At 51.4% G+C, this 15,749-nt stretch carries 9 protein-coding genes; 4 read left to right on the forward strand and 5 right to left on the reverse strand.

Features of this window, described 5'->3' with window-relative positions; genetic code table 11:
• The first annotated feature begins 453 nt into the window (after positions 1-453).
• The 3 genes from V3O24_RS16215 (at position 454) to V3O24_RS16225 (ending at position 5,247) form a co-directional block, all read left to right on the forward strand.
• Positions 454-2,826 carry a phosphoketolase family protein gene (locus tag V3O24_RS16215; protein WP_331308021.1) on the forward strand — a complete coding sequence of 791 codons (2,373 nt, stop codon included), beginning with the start codon at positions 454-456 and terminating at the stop codon, positions 2,824-2,826.
• Complete coding sequence (locus tag V3O24_RS16220) at positions 2,814-3,881, forward strand: acetate kinase (protein ID WP_331308022.1); 1,068 nt, start codon at positions 2,814-2,816, stop codon at positions 3,879-3,881. Before V3O24_RS16215 ends, V3O24_RS16220 begins: the two co-directional genes overlap by 13 nt.
• Positions 3,882-4,452: 571 nt before the next feature.
• A complete protein-coding gene (locus V3O24_RS16225) occupies positions 4,453-5,247 on the forward strand; it encodes a hypothetical protein (RefSeq protein WP_331308023.1) in 795 nt (264 codons plus the stop codon).
• Between the two features lie 223 nt (positions 5,248-5,470).
• On the opposite strand, the gene V3O24_RS16230 is transcribed toward V3O24_RS16225, so the two are convergent.
• The 5 genes from V3O24_RS16230 to V3O24_RS16250 form a co-directional block, all read right to left on the reverse strand.
• Positions 5,471-7,996 (reverse strand): glycogen/starch/alpha-glucan phosphorylase, encoded by a 2,526-nt coding sequence (locus V3O24_RS16230; RefSeq protein WP_331308024.1) that lies wholly within the window; start codon positions 7,994-7,996, stop codon positions 5,471-5,473.
• Positions 7,996-9,093 (reverse strand): EAL domain-containing protein, encoded by a 1,098-nt coding sequence (locus V3O24_RS16235; RefSeq protein ID WP_331308025.1) that lies wholly within the window; start codon positions 9,091-9,093, stop codon positions 7,996-7,998. Before V3O24_RS16235 ends, V3O24_RS16230 begins: the two co-directional genes overlap by 1 nt.
• Before the next feature lie 186 nt (positions 9,094-9,279).
• A complete protein-coding gene (locus V3O24_RS16240) occupies positions 9,280-12,165 on the reverse strand; it encodes a methyl-accepting chemotaxis protein (RefSeq protein ID WP_331308026.1) in 2,886 nt (961 codons plus the stop codon).
• A gap of 45 nt (positions 12,166-12,210) precedes the next feature.
• Positions 12,211-14,019 carry a GGDEF domain-containing protein gene (locus V3O24_RS16245; protein ID WP_104422398.1) on the reverse strand — a complete coding sequence of 603 codons (1,809 nt, stop codon included), beginning with the start codon at positions 14,017-14,019 and terminating at the stop codon, positions 12,211-12,213.
• 374 nt (positions 14,020-14,393) lie between these two features.
• A complete protein-coding gene (locus V3O24_RS16250; protein WP_331308027.1) occupies positions 14,394-14,720 on the reverse strand; it encodes an integration host factor subunit beta in 327 nt (108 codons plus the stop codon).
• Positions 14,721-15,068: 348 nt separating this feature from the next.
• Between V3O24_RS16250 and V3O24_RS16255 the strand changes: the two genes are divergently transcribed.
• A complete protein-coding gene (locus V3O24_RS16255; protein WP_331308028.1) occupies positions 15,069-15,746 on the forward strand; it encodes a hypothetical protein in 678 nt (225 codons plus the stop codon).
• The last annotated feature ends 3 nt before the right edge of the window (positions 15,747-15,749 follow it).

Genomic DNA, 15,749 nt, shown 5'->3' on the forward strand with positions numbered 1-15,749 from the left:
TTCCATTTTGGTAAATTACTTAAAAGTCAGCGCGTAATCACTTAATTGGATAGTGTATGTCCAAGCTGCTATCGATGCCGATTAGGAACGTGCATGAAATAACTTGAGCAAGTTTTATATTTCATTTTTTAACCATGAAGGACATGAAGCGGCATGAAAGGTTTAAGTCTTCATGTCCTTCATGCTCTTCATGGTAATTGCCTAAATTAATTTATGCACGGTCCTTAACGCTGGATAATGTCCAGAAAAGACAGGAAAAAAGAGACTTCGTATGATGTGGTTTGAGTTTAATTGAGGTGGGAGGGTAAGAACCGGAATAAGCATGCGGTACTGGGGCACTTAAGAGCGATTACCTTGTAGTGTTAGCCAGCCTGTCATATAGGCGTCATAATGAGAATGTCTAATATCGAAAGTCAATTGTCCCCTATGAAACCAAACCCGGATCTATAAACCATGACCACCCAACAGACGAAGCTATCCCAAGAAGAAATCAGCAAGATTGACGCCTATTGGCGCGCATGTAACTATCTTGCCGCGGGCATGATTTATCTGCGCGACAATCCGTTGCTGCGCGAACCGCTCAAGCTTGAGCATGTGAAGAGTCGCTTGCTGGGGCATTGGGGATCAAGCCCCGGCCTTTCTTTTACCTATATCCACCTCAACCGGCTGATTAATAAGTACGACCTGAATGCTATTTTTATGGCCGGTCCGGGACACGGCGCGCCGGGCGTGCTCGGTCCGGTTTATCTGGAGGGTGCTTACAGCGAAACCTATCCGAACAAGAGCGAAGACGAACACGGCATGCGCCAATTTTTCAAGGAATTCTCCTTTCCGGGCGGCATCGGCAGCCACTGTACGCCGGAAACGCCGGGCTCCATCCATGAAGGCGGCGAACTCGGCTACAGCGTCTCGCATGCGTTCGGCGCGGCTTACGACAACCCGGATTTGATTGTTGCGGTGGTGGTCGGCGATGGCGAATCCGAAACCGCGCCGCTGGCGACCTCCTGGCATTCCAATAAATTCCTGAACCCGATCCGCGACGGCGCGGTGCTGCCGATCCTGCATCTGAACGGTTACAAGATCAACAACCCCACGATCCTGTCGCGCATCCCGCACGAAGAATTGGAAAACCTGTTCAAGGGCTACGGCTGGACGCCTTATTTCGTCGAGGGCAGCGACCCGGACGCGATGCACCAAGCTATGGCGGCCGCTATGGAGCAGTGCGTGCTGGAAATCCGCCGTATCCAACAGGAAGCGCGCGCTAGCTGCCAGCCGGTCCGCCCGCGCTGGCCGATGATCGTGTTGCGCTCGCCCAAAGGCTGGACCGGGCCGAAAGAAGTCGATGGCAAGAAAGTGGAAGGCTTCTGGCGCGCTCACCAAGTGCCGCTGGGCAACGTGCGCGACACGCCGGAGCATTTCAAACAGCTGGAAGACTGGCTGCGCAGTTACAAGCCGGAACAACTGTTTGACCGGGACGGGCGCTTGCTGCCCGAATTCAAAGCCCTTGCACCCAAGGGCGCTCGGCGCATGAGCGCCAACCCCCACGCCAACGGCGGCCTGCTGCGCAAAGCCCTGCACATGCCGGATTGCCGCGACTATGCCGCCGTCGTGACCAAGCCTGGAACCACCAGCGCCGAAAACACGCGTCCTCTAGGCAAGTTCCTGCGCGACATCATGCGCTTGAATATGAACAATTTCCGCGTGTTCGGCCCCGACGAAAACAGCTCGAACAAGCTGGACGACGTGTACGAGGCCAGTAAGAAAACCTGGCTGGCCGACTATCTGCCGGAAGATGCGGGCGGCGGCGAACTGTCGCCGGACGGTCGGGTCATGGAGATGCTGTCCGAGCATACCTTGGAAGGCTGGCTGGAAGGCTATCTGCTGACCGGCCGCCACGGTTTCTTCTCCACCTACGAAGCCTTCGTGCATGTGATCGATTCGATGTTCAACCAGCATGCCAAATGGCTGGCGATGTCCAAGGAAGTCGCATGGCGCGCGCCGGTGTCATCGCTGAACCTCTTAATCACCTCGACCGTCTGGCGCCAGGATCACAACGGCTTTACCCATCAGGATCCGGGCTTTCTCGACGTGGTGGTCAACAAAAGCCCGGAGGTGACGCGGATCTACCTGCCGCCCGACGTTAACTGTCTGCTGTCGGTTGCCGATCATTGCTTGAAGAGCACCAATTACATCAACGTGATCGTTTGCGACAAGCAAAAGCATCTGCAATTTCTGGACATGGATGCGGCGATCAAGCACTGCACCAAAGGCATCGGCATCTGGGGCTGGGCGAGTAACGATCAAGGCGTCGAACCGGATCTGGTTATCGCGAGCGCGGGCGACATCCCGACCAAGGAAGCGCTGGCCGCAGTGGTGTTGCTGCGCGAGAATTTCCCGGAACTGAAGATTCGCTTCATCAACGTGGTCGATCTTTACAAGCTGACGCCTGAAACAGAGCACCCGCACGGCTTGTCGGACAAGGATTTCGACAGCCTGTTTACGCTGGACAAACCGGTTCTGTTCAACTTCCACGGCTATCCCTGGCTGATCCATCGCCTGGCCTATCGCCGCAACAACCACAAGAACCTGCATGTGCGCGGCTACAAGGAAAAAGGCAGCATCAATACGCCGCTGGAACTCGCAATCCAAAACGAGATCGACCGCTTCAGCCTGGTGATCGATGCGATCAACCGCGTTCCGTCTTTGCGCGTGGCGGGCGCGCATGTCAAAGAAAGCATGCGCGACATGCAGATCGAATGCCGCAACTACGCTTACGAACACGGCACCGATTTGCCCGAGGTTGATAACTGGGTGTGGCCGTATTGAAGCGTTCGGTTCTAACGATCAACAGCGGCTCGTCTTCGATCAAGGCGAGCCTGTTTGCCGCTGACGGGGCGCGGCGCAATTTCCGTTATGAGCATGTGCGTGATCAACGGGAAGCATTCGATCAGTTGCTGCACGATCTGGAAGGCGATATGCCGGAGCGGGTCGGGCATCGTTTTGTCCACGGCGGCGATATTAGCGATTCGGCAAGGCGGGTCGATGCGGCCGAGCGTTGCCGGCTGGAAGAACTGATCCATCTTGCCCCGCTGCATTTGCCGGGCAATTTGCTCGGGCTGGATTTGTGCCTGCAACGTTTCAACGCGCCGCAAGTCGTCTGCTTCGATACGGCTTTTCATGCGACCATGCCCGATTTGGCCAAACGCCTGCCGATTCCGAACGAGCTTGGCTTGCGCCGCTTCGGTTTTCATGGGCTCAATTACGCCTATATCGCCAAAGTTTTGCCCGATATGCTCGGCGATGCGGCTTATAAAAAAGTTGCCGTCGCCCATTTGGGCAGCGGCGCCAGCCTTTGCCTGATGGAAAACCTGAAATCCGTGGACACGACGATGGGTTATACCCCGGCGGGCGGCATTCCGATGGGAACCCGAAGCGGCGACCTCGACCCCGGCGTGATGTTGGAACTGGCGAAACATTACAATCCCGAACAATTGAGCGACATGGTCTTCCACAAGATGGGATTGATGGCTTTGTCGGCGGGCGAAAGCTCGGAAATGAACGAGCTTCTTTCGAGTAACAGTGAAAACGCCCAATTCGCGGTCGATTATTTTTGCCGTCAGGTAAGGGCCGCGATAGGCGGTTTTGCGGCCAAGGCGGGCGGTATTGACGCATTGGTTTTTACCGGCGGCATCGGCGAGCATTCGGCCGAAATCCGAGAAAAAATCTGCGTTCCTTTGAGTTTTCTTGGGTTTGCGTTGGATCAGACAGCCAACCATTTCGGAATGACCGACATCGGTCTTGCCGGTCACAAGCCCGTGTTGATCGTTCCCGCTGATGAGGAAGTGATGATCCGCAATCTTTGCTTAAGTACTTGTCCGTAGATATTTAAACTTCCAGGACGAACTATACAGGCCGGCACAGATACTGCGCGATCAGGCGGAAACGCCTCGCGCTGCTTTAAGTTAAGCATAATGGCCCGCTCCTACGCACTTAACTTAGGATCGTGCATGAAATAACTTGAGCAAATCTTATTTTTAAACCATGAAGCGCATGAAGGACATGAAGGATTTAAGTCTTCATGTCCTTCATGGTGATTGCTTAAATTAATTTATACATGTTCCTTAATGGCTGTGACGTAGCGCGTGGAATTTACTTGAATTCTGGCGCGTTGATACCGATAGGCGGGAGGAGTTCATCCCATTGGCCGTATCTTTCGTTATGATGAATCGATGTTTTAAATGCTGTCAGCGGTGTACCCTAGGGAAGCGCTGAACAAATTGATTTCGCTCATGGTTCGACAAGCTCACCATGAACGAAATCAGAAACTTACCGTTCATCCTGAGCTAGTCGAAGGATTAAATCAGCACTTCTCTAGGCATTTGTGAACTTTATGTTATAAGGGCAAAAGTCCTGCTGACTCCATATATGATTGATTACCGGAGATAATGGTTAATGTTTTACTGGATATACGATATTCCGAATGGGCTTCTGGCCGGGTTGATGTGCTTTGTCTGCCTGAGCTATACCTGGATTGGCCTGCTGACGTTAAGGCCGTGGATACGGAAATGGCTTGGGTCTGAACAGGGGGGAGAAAACGAGTTTGTCAGCTATTTTCTTTCGGCTTACGGCGTTTTCTACGGTTTGATGCTCGGCTTGATCGCCGTCGCTACTTACCAGAACTTCAGTGATGTAGACAGTAAAGTAGCAAGAGAGGTGACAAGTATTGCCGCGTTATACCGGGATGTTTCCAGCTATCCTGAACCGGTTCGGAGCAGCTACCAAAACCATCTACGCGGATATGTCCATTATGTGATCGATGAGGCTTGGCCTGCCCAGCAGCGCGGGATAGTTCCGATGGGCGGCTCGATGCGCGTTACGAACTTTCAGAAAGATTTGTTCGCTTTCGAGCCAAAGACCAAGGGTGAAGAGATTCTGCATGCAGAAGCGCTGCGGCAATTCAACGTTTTCATCGAGGCTCGGGTGGCGGGAAAGCAAAGCGTGGGGGCCTCATTGCCTGAGGAACTCTGGTATGTGGTGGTGATCGGGGCGGCGTTGAACCTGGCCCTGATCTGGATGTTCTCTATTGATAGGGTCTCGATTCATCTGGCTTTGTCCGGTATTCTTTCGCTGTTTGTCGGCTTGATGCTGTTTTTTATCGCTGCGATGGATAATCCTTTTCGAGGAACCTTGAGTATTACGCCTGAAGCCTTTCAGATGTTACTGGATAGTACGATGAACTCAAGATAAGTTAAAAAACGCGAGGCTCCCAAGCTTCAGTGTTTGTGATAATGTTGTAAAAACCTCCTCGTTCCCGCGCGCTGCGTCACTGCCATTAAGTGAAGTGTTGTATGACCGGTCATGCCCGCGATTTCTACAGTCGCTGCCCAAATGTCGCGGGCGCGGCCCGCTCCTACGATGTCATTGTGCTTTATGAACGGGAGCCAACCCGCGTCGCCCGGTGGCTGTTAGGCTAAGCCGGATTTTCCAATTTATGCGTTACAGCCGGTTGCGGTGTTAATTTCCAAATATCGCGGTTGTATTCGCCGATCGTCCTGTCGGTAGAAAACTTGCCGCTGTTCGCGCAATTTAAAATGCTCATTTTGATCCAGTGATCTTTGTCCCGATAGGCGTCTTCAACCCGTTTTTGGGTATCGACGTAGCTTCTAAAATCGGCAATCGTCATCCAGGGATCGTGAGGACTTTTTATCGAGTTGATCAGGTCGTCGAAGATGCCCGGCTCGAACTGGTTGAAATAGCCGGATTCCAGTAGATGCATGACTTGCTGCAAATCTTCGTCCTGGTCGATCATGTCGAGCGGGTCGTAGTGGGCTCGCCTTGCTTCAATTTGCTCTTCGGTCAAGCCGAACAAAAAGAAGTTTTCATCGCCTACTTCTTCGCGGATTTCAATGTTTGCGCCGTCCAGTGTGCCGATGGTGAGCGCGCCGTTCATCATCAGTTTCATATTGCCTGTGCCTGAAGCTTCCTTGCCGGCGGTGGATATTTGTTCGGATAAATCGGCGCCGGGACAGATCTTTTCCATCGCCGAAACGCGGTAATCCGGTAAAAACAGCAAGGTCAGTTTGTCGCCTATATCAGGGTCGGAATTAATGACTTGGGCGACATTGTTGATCAGTTTGATGGTTTTTTTCGCCATGCGGTAACCGGGAGCCGCTTTGCCGCCGATTAATACGCATCTTGGCACCCGGTCGGCGTCGCCTTTTTTTATGCAGTTATAAAGATGGATGACATGCAATACGTTGAGCAGCTGACGCTTGTATTCATGAATGCGTTTAACCTGCACATCGAATAAGGCATCGACATTCAAATGCAGTTCCGCGCCGTGTTTGGTTTTTTTATAGTCAATCAAACGTTGTTTTCCCGCCTGCTTGATCGCGTGCCAGCGCTGACGGAATTTGGCGTCGTCGGCGTAGGGTTCCAGTTTTTTCAGTTGCGATAAATCGGTGACCCATTTGTCGCCTATGGTTTCCGTTATCAGGCTTGCCAACTCGGGATTGCAGGCCGCTAACCAGCGCCGCGGCGTCACGCCGTTAGTTTTATTGTTGAATTTATGCGGCCATAAGGCGTAAAAATCCCTGAACAAGTCCTGCGTCAGTAACTTGGAATGCAGCTGGGCAACCCCGTTCACGGAAAAACTGCCGACTATCGCAAGATGGGCCATTCTTACCTGTTGCCGGTCGCCTTCCTCGATGATCGACATCCGGCTTAATCGATCGGTATCCGCGGGCCAGTGCATCGAAACTTCAGCCAGAAAACGGGCGTTGATTTCAAAAATAATCTCCATCAGCCTCGGCAGCAACCGCTGCATCAGGCTAACCGGCCATTTTTCCAGCGCTTCGGGCAGCAAGGTGTGGTTGGTATAGGCCATGGTGTTTTTGGTGATTGTCCAGGCTTGATCCCAGGTCAATCCGTGCATGTCCATCAGCAGGCGCATCAGTTCGGCAATTGCAATGCTCGGGTGGGTGTCGTTTAACTGGAAGCAGCTTTTTTCGGCAAAATGCTCGAAATTATCGCCGTGCAGGCTTGTCCAGTGGGCGATGACATCCTGCAAGCTGGCGGAAGCCAGAAAATATTGCTGCCGTAATCTCAGTTCCTTGCCGTTTTCGTTGGCATCGTTGGGGTACAGCACCATCGTGATATTTTCGGCCGTGATTTTTGCCGCGACGGCTTCCGCATAACCGCCTGCATTGAATTCATCCAGGTTGAATTCCTCGGTAGCTATCGCCTTCCACAGCCGCAGTGAGTTAACGGTTCCATTCTGATAGCCGGGTATCGGCGTATCGAAAGGCACGGCCAATACATTACTGGTCGCCATCCAGCAATGCCGTTGTTTGCCGTTCTCGTCGGTCTGGACTTCGGTATGGCCGCCGAATTTAATGCAATGTGAATATTCCAGGCGCTCGATTTCCCAGACGTTACCGTGGCGCAACCAATGATCGGGTTTTTCGACCTGTTCGCCGTTGATAATAGTTTGGGTAAACATGCCGTATTCGTAACGCAAGCCGTAACCGATCACCGGCAGCTGCAAGGTGGCGCAGCTGTCTATGAAGCAGGCGGCGAGACGGCCCAGGCCGCCATTGCCGAGCCCTGCATCCTGTTCGCTGCCGATCAGTTCTTCCACGGCAATGCCGAGATCGTACATGGCCTGGGTTACGGTATCGGTTACGCCCAGATTTAGCATGGCGTTGCTCAAAGTCCGGCCCATCAGAAATTCCATCGACAGGTAATAACCCCGTCTACAGTCATTGCTTTTATAGGTTTGATGCGTGGTTTTCCAGCGCTCCATCAGGCGGTCGCGAATCGCCAGCGATAAGGCTTCGCCGGCATAATAAGGGGAGCGGCAGTTTTCGTCCCGGCCCAGCAGGTGGACATAGTATTCCTTGAAGTCATCAATAAAATCGTTTTTTTCCCGGCCCTGCGCGGGAAGCTTGGTGATTGACGGCTTGGGGTTGCTGATTACAAATTTGTTGGTGGGCATTATTTAATCCTGAAAGCTATGTCGGTCGGGTTAATCAGTTTTTCAAATTCATCTAGCGGTATCGGTTTGCCGAACAGGTAGCCTTGATAGGCCGAGCACCCCAGTTGTTTTAGACAGGCAAATTGCGGTTCGGTTTCCACGCCGCCGGCAATCACGTCGATCTCCAGTTTGTTGGTCATGGCGATGACCGTTTTTACGATCAGTGCGTCGCCAGTGTCGATGGCGATGTCGCGCATCAGGAACGGGTCGATCTTTAACTGGTCGATGGGTAGCTTCTTCAGCTGACTCAATGAGGAATAACCGGTACCGAAGTTATCCATTGAAAAGCGGACGCCGAGCTGTTTCAGCGCCTTCATTTTTTTGATGGTGTTGGAGAGGTCATGGAGCATCAGGCTTTCGGTCAGTTCCAATTTAAGCCGTTTCGCATTGACGCCGGTCTCTTCCAGCATCCGGCGCAATTGTTCGGCGAAACCGGGGCTGTTGAATTGACCGGGGCTGATGTTGACGGCGAGCTGCAATTTCTTTTTTAGCGGGTCGGCCTGCCATAATCTAAGTTGTTCGCAGACGGTTTTCAGCACCCATGCCCCGATCGGCAGGATCAAGTCTGTTTGTTCCGCTATCGGGATGAATTGATCCGCAGTAAGCACTCCGTATTGTGGATGTTCCCAACGCAGCAGGGCTTCCGCTCCGATCATTTTGCAATTGCCGTCTACCTGAATTTGGTAATAAAGCTGGAATTGGCGCTTTTCCAACGCAAGGCCCAACTCCGATTTCAACGTGCGGTGGTCATGTTCATGGTCGGCATGTATTTCCGGGTGCGCAAAAGCCGAAGTTATATCCGTTTTGCTATACCAGTCAATGTCGTGCAGTTTGAAAAGGCTTTTAGTCAGTCGATTGGTGACCAATTTGCGTCCGTCCCTGTCTTTGAGCAGAACGGCATCGGGAATCGCATCGATCAGGCGGGTAAGTTGAGAACTGAAAATATGCAGTTTGCTTTCGTTCTTGTGCAGTTTTTGCAGGGCGTTGCTTTGCTTTTTGATCAACGCAAATTGGTCTTGCCGGGTGTTAGGCAGTTTTTTTTTCAGTTTTTTAGGCATAAATTTTCCACGGAGAATAGGGTGGTCATCGGTTATTTGAATGTCATAAAACGTATTCATTGCAGACCTTGCCTTATGGATTGAGTGCAGCCGAAGCTTGTCATGAGTTTATCGAATGGGGATCACCACGAACGGCTTAACTTAATGACGTTGGAGCAGGGCGCGGTAACCGGAATGTTGTCATTATTAAAACTCCTCCCAATCGCCATTGGCGAGGGCCAGCAGTTGCGGCTTCATATTGGCTGCCGCGACCTTTTCCAGACTATGGAGAGCATTGCCGCCGGTTCTTACGCTATCCCAAACAACACGTTCCTTGTGTTCCCGATGGCGGTGTTGGTGCGCCGGCAGTGCTACAGCGGCATCTTCAACGACAGGAAACGTGTCCGGGCTGGCCAGTCTTTCATCTACGTTAAAGCCGCTTACGGTGACGGCCAGGTTTTGCGCTTGTTCTTCCAATGATTCCGTAGCGGCGGCTGCTTGTTCTACCAGGGCGGCATTTTGTTGAGTTACATTATCCATTTGGAGGATGGCTAGATTGACCTGTTCGATACCGGCGCTTTGCTCGACGGAGGCGGCGGTTATTTCGGCCATCATGCCGGAGACGCTACGGATGGAGCTGACGATTTCTTTCATGGTCAGCCCCGCTTGGGCGGCCAGTTTACTGCCCACATCGATTTTTTCCACGGAGTCTTCAATCAGGCTTTTGATTTGTTCCGCGGATGCGGCGGCGCGTTGCGCAAGGTGGCGCACTTCGCTGGCTACGACGGCAAAGCCGTGTCCGTGGATGCCGGCATGGGCGGCTTGAACGGCGGCGTTGAAGGCGAGAATATTGGTCTGGAAGGCGATGTCGTCGATCACGGAAATAATCTGCTCGATCTTTTGCGAAGATTCTTTTATTTCATTCATGGTGGAGACAACCTGGCCAACCGCCACACCGCCTTGGTCGGCTATTTCTGCTGCGCCCGTGGCAAGCCGGTTGGTCTGTTTGGCGCTCTCGGTATTATGCTGCACGCTGGATGTGAGTTCTTGCATGCTTGCGGCTGTTTGTTCCAGACGGGTGGCTTGCTCTTCGGTACGGTGCGCCAGGTCATTGTTACCCGAAGCAATTTCCTGTACGCCGGTGTTGATGCAGCCGGTGGCCTCCTTGATCAGATGGATGATATTTTTAAGTTTTTCCACCGTGGTATTGGAATTGTCCTTCAGTTGTCCGAACGTGCCGTGGTAGTCATGAGTGATGGTTTGAGTCAGGTCGCCGCGGGACAGCGCTTCGAGCACGCGCACGGTTTCATTGATGCCTGTTTCGGTGGTATACAGGAGCTGGTTGAGGGCTTCGCCCAATTCGCGCAAGAAGCCTTCCTTGCCGCGTAAGTCGAAACGATGGGTAAAGTCGCCCAGAGTAGCGGCAGCGACAATGGTTGATACCTCTTTTTCGACGGCGATTTCGGCGGTGCGGTCCTGCCATTCGGCTACCGAACCCAGACGCTGCCCCTGTTTATTGATGACTGGGCTGGCTGCCACTACCATCGAACGGCCGCCCAGTTCCATAGTGGTTGTGTAGGTGCCGGTTAATGCGCCGAGTAATTGCGCTTGGTGCGCAGGTTTTTTATGAAAACTGTCAATCTTGCTGCCGACCAGTTTGCCGGCTGAAAAACCCGGAAAATCATTGCGGATACCTTGCTCGGCCTTGCTGAGCATATCGCTTACCGATGGGTTCGCATAAATAATTTTACCGTCGTTGTCGGCGATCATGACGCCGGTGCTGACGTTATCCAACGCAATCTTGATGCGCAGGTTTTCATCGGCGACGCGCTGGCTTTCGGCGACGTCAAAACCCAGTTTGGTTTGCATCGCTTTGAGGGCTTCCATGACTTTGCCGATTTCATTCCGGCGTTCTATGTCTATGACATTGTTGTAATTGCCCTGTGCAATTTGGCCGAAGTGGGCGATGGAGGCCTCAAGCGGATGTATGATCACGCGGACCAGAACCAAACCGAGCCACAGCACCAACGCAATGCCTGCCGCGATCAGGCCGATGGAAAAAGTGCGGAAGGTTTCATGGCGGGACTGGGCGGCCCCGAACTCCTGTCCGGCTATATCGAGCTGCATTTGCATCAGTTGCCGGATACTTTCTTCGACCGGTAAATAAAGGTCGTTGATCCTGTCTATGTCGGTCTGCGCCAGGCGGTTGCCCCGCAATGCCGCAACCGCCGGTTTTAACCCATCCGCCACGAACTGTTTTCTGTATTCGGCAAATTGGTCGGCCAGTATTTTTTCTTCAGCGGTTAATCGGGTGGACATATAGCCGGCCCAAAGCCGGGTGATTTTGTCGATGTTTTGCTCCACGTCCTCGGTGTTTTGTTGGATCGCCTCAGGTGTCGGGTTATTGAAGCTTGCGGCAATAGCCAGCCGATTAGTCAGCAACAAATTTTGAATCGAGGAAATTTGGCTGATGGGCAGGGTGCGGTCCTCGTACACAGTACGCAGGCCTTCTTTGGCCTTGCTCATGCCGAGTAATCCTATACCGCCGATAACCAGCAGCAAGACAGACAGCAGGCCGACAATAGCGATCAGACGGGCCTTGATGGTCAAATCGCTGAATTCTAGTTGCTTTAAAATAGAGGGTCTTACGACCTTGCCGTCCTGGATTTTCAAGTTGCGGGCCTTGCCTTCGCGAAATAACCGGTAAGCCGCGTCCGCGGTCTTGATGTGTTCATGCGCGGGTTTGCTGCGGACCGACATGTAGCCGACCAGTTGATCGCCCTCATAAAGCGGTGTGACATTAGCCAGCACCCAATAGTAATCGCCGTTTTTGCAGCGGTTTTTGACGATGCCGGTCCACGGGCGGCCTGCTTTCATCGAACGCCACAAATCGGCAAAGGCTTCGGGCGGCATGTCGGGATGACGCACGATGTTGTGCGATGCGCCGATCAGTTCTTCTCTGGAATAGCCGCTGATACGGATAAAAGCATCGTTAACATAAGTGATAACGCCTTTTAAATTGGTATTGGAAACAATAGAATCAGCATCGGTAAGAATATGTTCCACATCGGTTACGTGCTTATTAATTTTCATGAGCTGTTCCCCGGTCAGTTTGTTATTAAAAGAGACGCTTTAGGCTTAATTAACTATGTGCAGTTTGGTTGCTGAGTGTGTAAAGGATTGAAAATTGCCGGAATTTTTTGCGGCCATTCGTTGGTTAATAAAGAGACTGTTGCCGGGTATTTTTTTTGCCATTTTTTTGGCTTCGGATGCCAAGTCGGCTATATCGACATGGGATTGGCACTGGCTCGTTGATACCGGATCCACCAGGCCGACGGACAGGCTGATCAACGGGAAAAAACATTTCTCTCCGGCCCTGTTTTCAGTATGAATGCCCCCGGCATTTATATCCTTGTCGCTGTAATGGGACGGGACGGTGCTTTCAAAGGCTTTCAGTATGTTTTTACAGCGTGTTAACCAGTCATCGCAGGTAAAAATTACAATAAAATCATCGCCGCCTATATGACCGACCCGGCCGCTCTCTGCCGGGATGTATTGAATCAGCGTATTGGCGACGGCTTTGATGATCGCGTCGCCGGCATCGTAGCTGTAGACATCGTTAAAAGGTTTGAAGTTATCAAGATCAAAATAGCCGAAACCGAACGGGATTTTGTTAGCCAGCAATTGATTGATCTGGTTATTGATCGGAACGCTGCCCGGCAACAGTGTCAGGGGATTGGCGTGTTTGGCGTTATCGATTTGCTGGCGGGTGAATTCGGCGAGTAAGTCCAGCAGAGTGCCTACGCCCATATATTCCCCGTTATGGGTAATGATAAAAGCCGGGTCATTGGTCATTAATGAGGTCAGCTGCTTACTGACTAAATCGATCGGCATGTTTTTATCGATACACAACGGCGTATTTTCGATAAACATTTTGATCGGGTTTTTGCCGTGTAAGTCGATGCCGTATCGGCTGGAGAACAGTTTGGTAAGAAATTTGTCACGAAAAATAATGCCGGACGCTATGTTGTCGTCAACCAGAGGCAATATGGTCAGTTCGCTGTTGTGATGAAACAGGTTCATGACGTCGCTGATGGTGGTTTTGGCTGAAATAGGCGTGATGTCCCTGATGATCTGGACCGCTGTTGTGGCGTTATTGAATGGAGCGCTTTTGCAATCCGTATCCTGTTCGATAGCAAACAGCGCTTTGTCGATTTCCTTTACGGGAACAGCCGTTGGCCGGGCAAAATAATAGCCTTGGGCATTAGTAATGCCGATTTTTTCTATGGCTTTGAATTCTTCTTGTGTTTCGATGCCTTCGGCAATGACGCTGCAATTGAGGGAGACCGCCATGCTTTGAATCGAGCGGACAAAATTAAGTTTGATCGGGTCGTTATGGAGGCTGTGGACGAAGTGTTTGTCTATTTTTACATATTCGGGCAGTAATTCCGCCCAGAGCCTTAATCCCGAATAACCGGCGCCCAAGTCGTCAAGAGCAATCTCAAAGCCCATGCCTCGATAGTGTTTGGCCGAGGCGCGCATGATTTCGTAGTTATCGGCTGGTTTGTGCTCGGTTAATTCAATGACTACCGAGCGCGGATTGACGCCGTACTGATCTAGCAACCTGAGTGTTTCGCCCTTTTTAAATTCCGGTTGCAGCAGCACCAACGGGCTGGCGTTGATAAACAGCTTTTCTTTAATGTCCAGGTCGGCGTAGCGTTGTATGGTTATTTCCCGGCATAGGAACTCGAGTTTTGTGCTTAAATTGAACCGTTCGGCCGTCGTAAATAAGTTAAACGGACTATGCAGAGGGCTATTGGATGGACCCCGGATTAGCGCCTCGTAACCCAGAATTTTCTTATGGGTCAGGGAAACAATAGGCTGGAAATGCGGCGTTAGGAGCTTGCCATCAAGGATGTTGATTATTTCTTTGCGCAGATCCGGCATTTGATAGATCCCCTAAACATGTTGAGGTTTAGGGTAGGATAGGCGGCTTTTATTACGTGAATATTTCTTTGTGATGACACGAATGTTTCCGCATTTGACAAGAAAGAGTAGTATTCTATATAACTTGCTGAAAACATAGATCTTTTATGGTTAGTATTGTGAGCGGTTAACGCTATTTGTTGCAGAAAAACGCCGCTAGCGCGGCGGCGATGTCAGCAGTCGTATTTCATCCCGACGCTTACAAAGGCGAGTCAGGTTGGCTGGTAGACAGTTTCGGTAACGGCGGCGCTATTTTGCGCATGCAGCGCTGGTCAAGAGAATAACCCGGTCTTGCCGTATCGGGCTGCAAAACTGTAATCAGCAATTTTGCACAGTCATCCGCGTTCGGTTGTATTTGGCTGCAACTCGCCGTTACAACCCGGTACCTTGTTAACTCTCCGCCGTAGTTCTTTGCCCGGTTTGAAATGGGTCGAATACCTGGCCGGCAAGCTTAATTCAGCGCCGGTTCTGGGGTTTCTGCCGGTAACGGGTGGGTGATAATGCAGGGAAAAACTGCCAAATCCCCGGATTTCTATTCTATCGTTAGACATCAGCGCTGCACTCATATGCTCGATCATGCAATCAACCGCCGATTCCACTTGTTTTCGTTCCAAATGAGGCCGCTTCTTAGTCAATATATCAATGAGTTTCGATTTAGTCATACCAGTTTCTGTGTTGTTTAAGGTCTGCTCAGGTTTGTGTGGCATATGCCCTGTTTTTCTGCGTGAAATGCCCTGAAGACTGCCGATAATGATTTGTTTAAGCCCAGTATTCATGCGGCTTTAGGGCGTTTTTACAACGCAAGAACAAACAATAAGCATATATCGCGCCATTTTCCGCGTCTTATTGTCGCGCGACAATAAGTCACATTTCCAAGGCCGGTTTCATTCATTAGACTGTGTGCAACTCTTGTGTGTCACTCCCTTGCTTAAGGGGATTAGAGTTAACTGTCCTTCCTCTATGTGCGGTCAGCAGCGCTGGCCGCATCTTTTTAGCCTACGGGTGGAGCAATGAAACGGAATTACCAGGCTGATGCATTCTGCTTTGTTAATGATCAAGAGTTGATCAGACAAACCGCTTTCCATGAGGCCGGTCACGCGACGGCCATTTATCTTTACAATAAACAAAAACAACTGCCCCCGGTGCATTTTCAAATCACCATTAAGCCGCTGGATCGCCTAAAATCCGGTCTTCCGAACAACCTCGCCTATGATCGCTTTGCCGCAGTCGTAGAAGGAGGGCGCCTGATTCACAGCCTGCCGGTTGCGTTGCTTGAAAGTACGCGCTATTTCTCATCTGCCGAGCAGGACGTATATCAGACGGCTTTTGAGGCGGACATGATCAATTTGCTGATCGGGCCGCTGGCGGAAGCAAGGCATGTCGCCCTGCGCGATGACGAGCAGTTTAATGCCCGCTTGGTTAACATCGATGCCCTGCATTATTACGGCGGGACATCCGATCTTGAGAAGGTTTATGAATACCTGGACATCTTTATCGCGGACAGGCGCCGGCACGAAGAAAAGCTGGCCGAGTTGTTCGGGCAAGCTTTTCAGTTCATAAATTCACCTGTTTATTGGCAGGCTATTGAGCGATTGGCTGACTATATTCTCAGCAACAAGGAAAATATAATCAGCTGCGAGGAAGTGATTGCGGTGCTGGATAAAAGCAGTCCGCCACGTAGTGTTTAGCCG

It is taken from the genome of Methylobacter sp. Wu8, assembly GCF_036440755.1.
Classification (GTDB): domain Bacteria; phylum Pseudomonadota; class Gammaproteobacteria; order Methylococcales; family Methylomonadaceae; genus Methylobacter_A; species Methylobacter_A tundripaludum_A.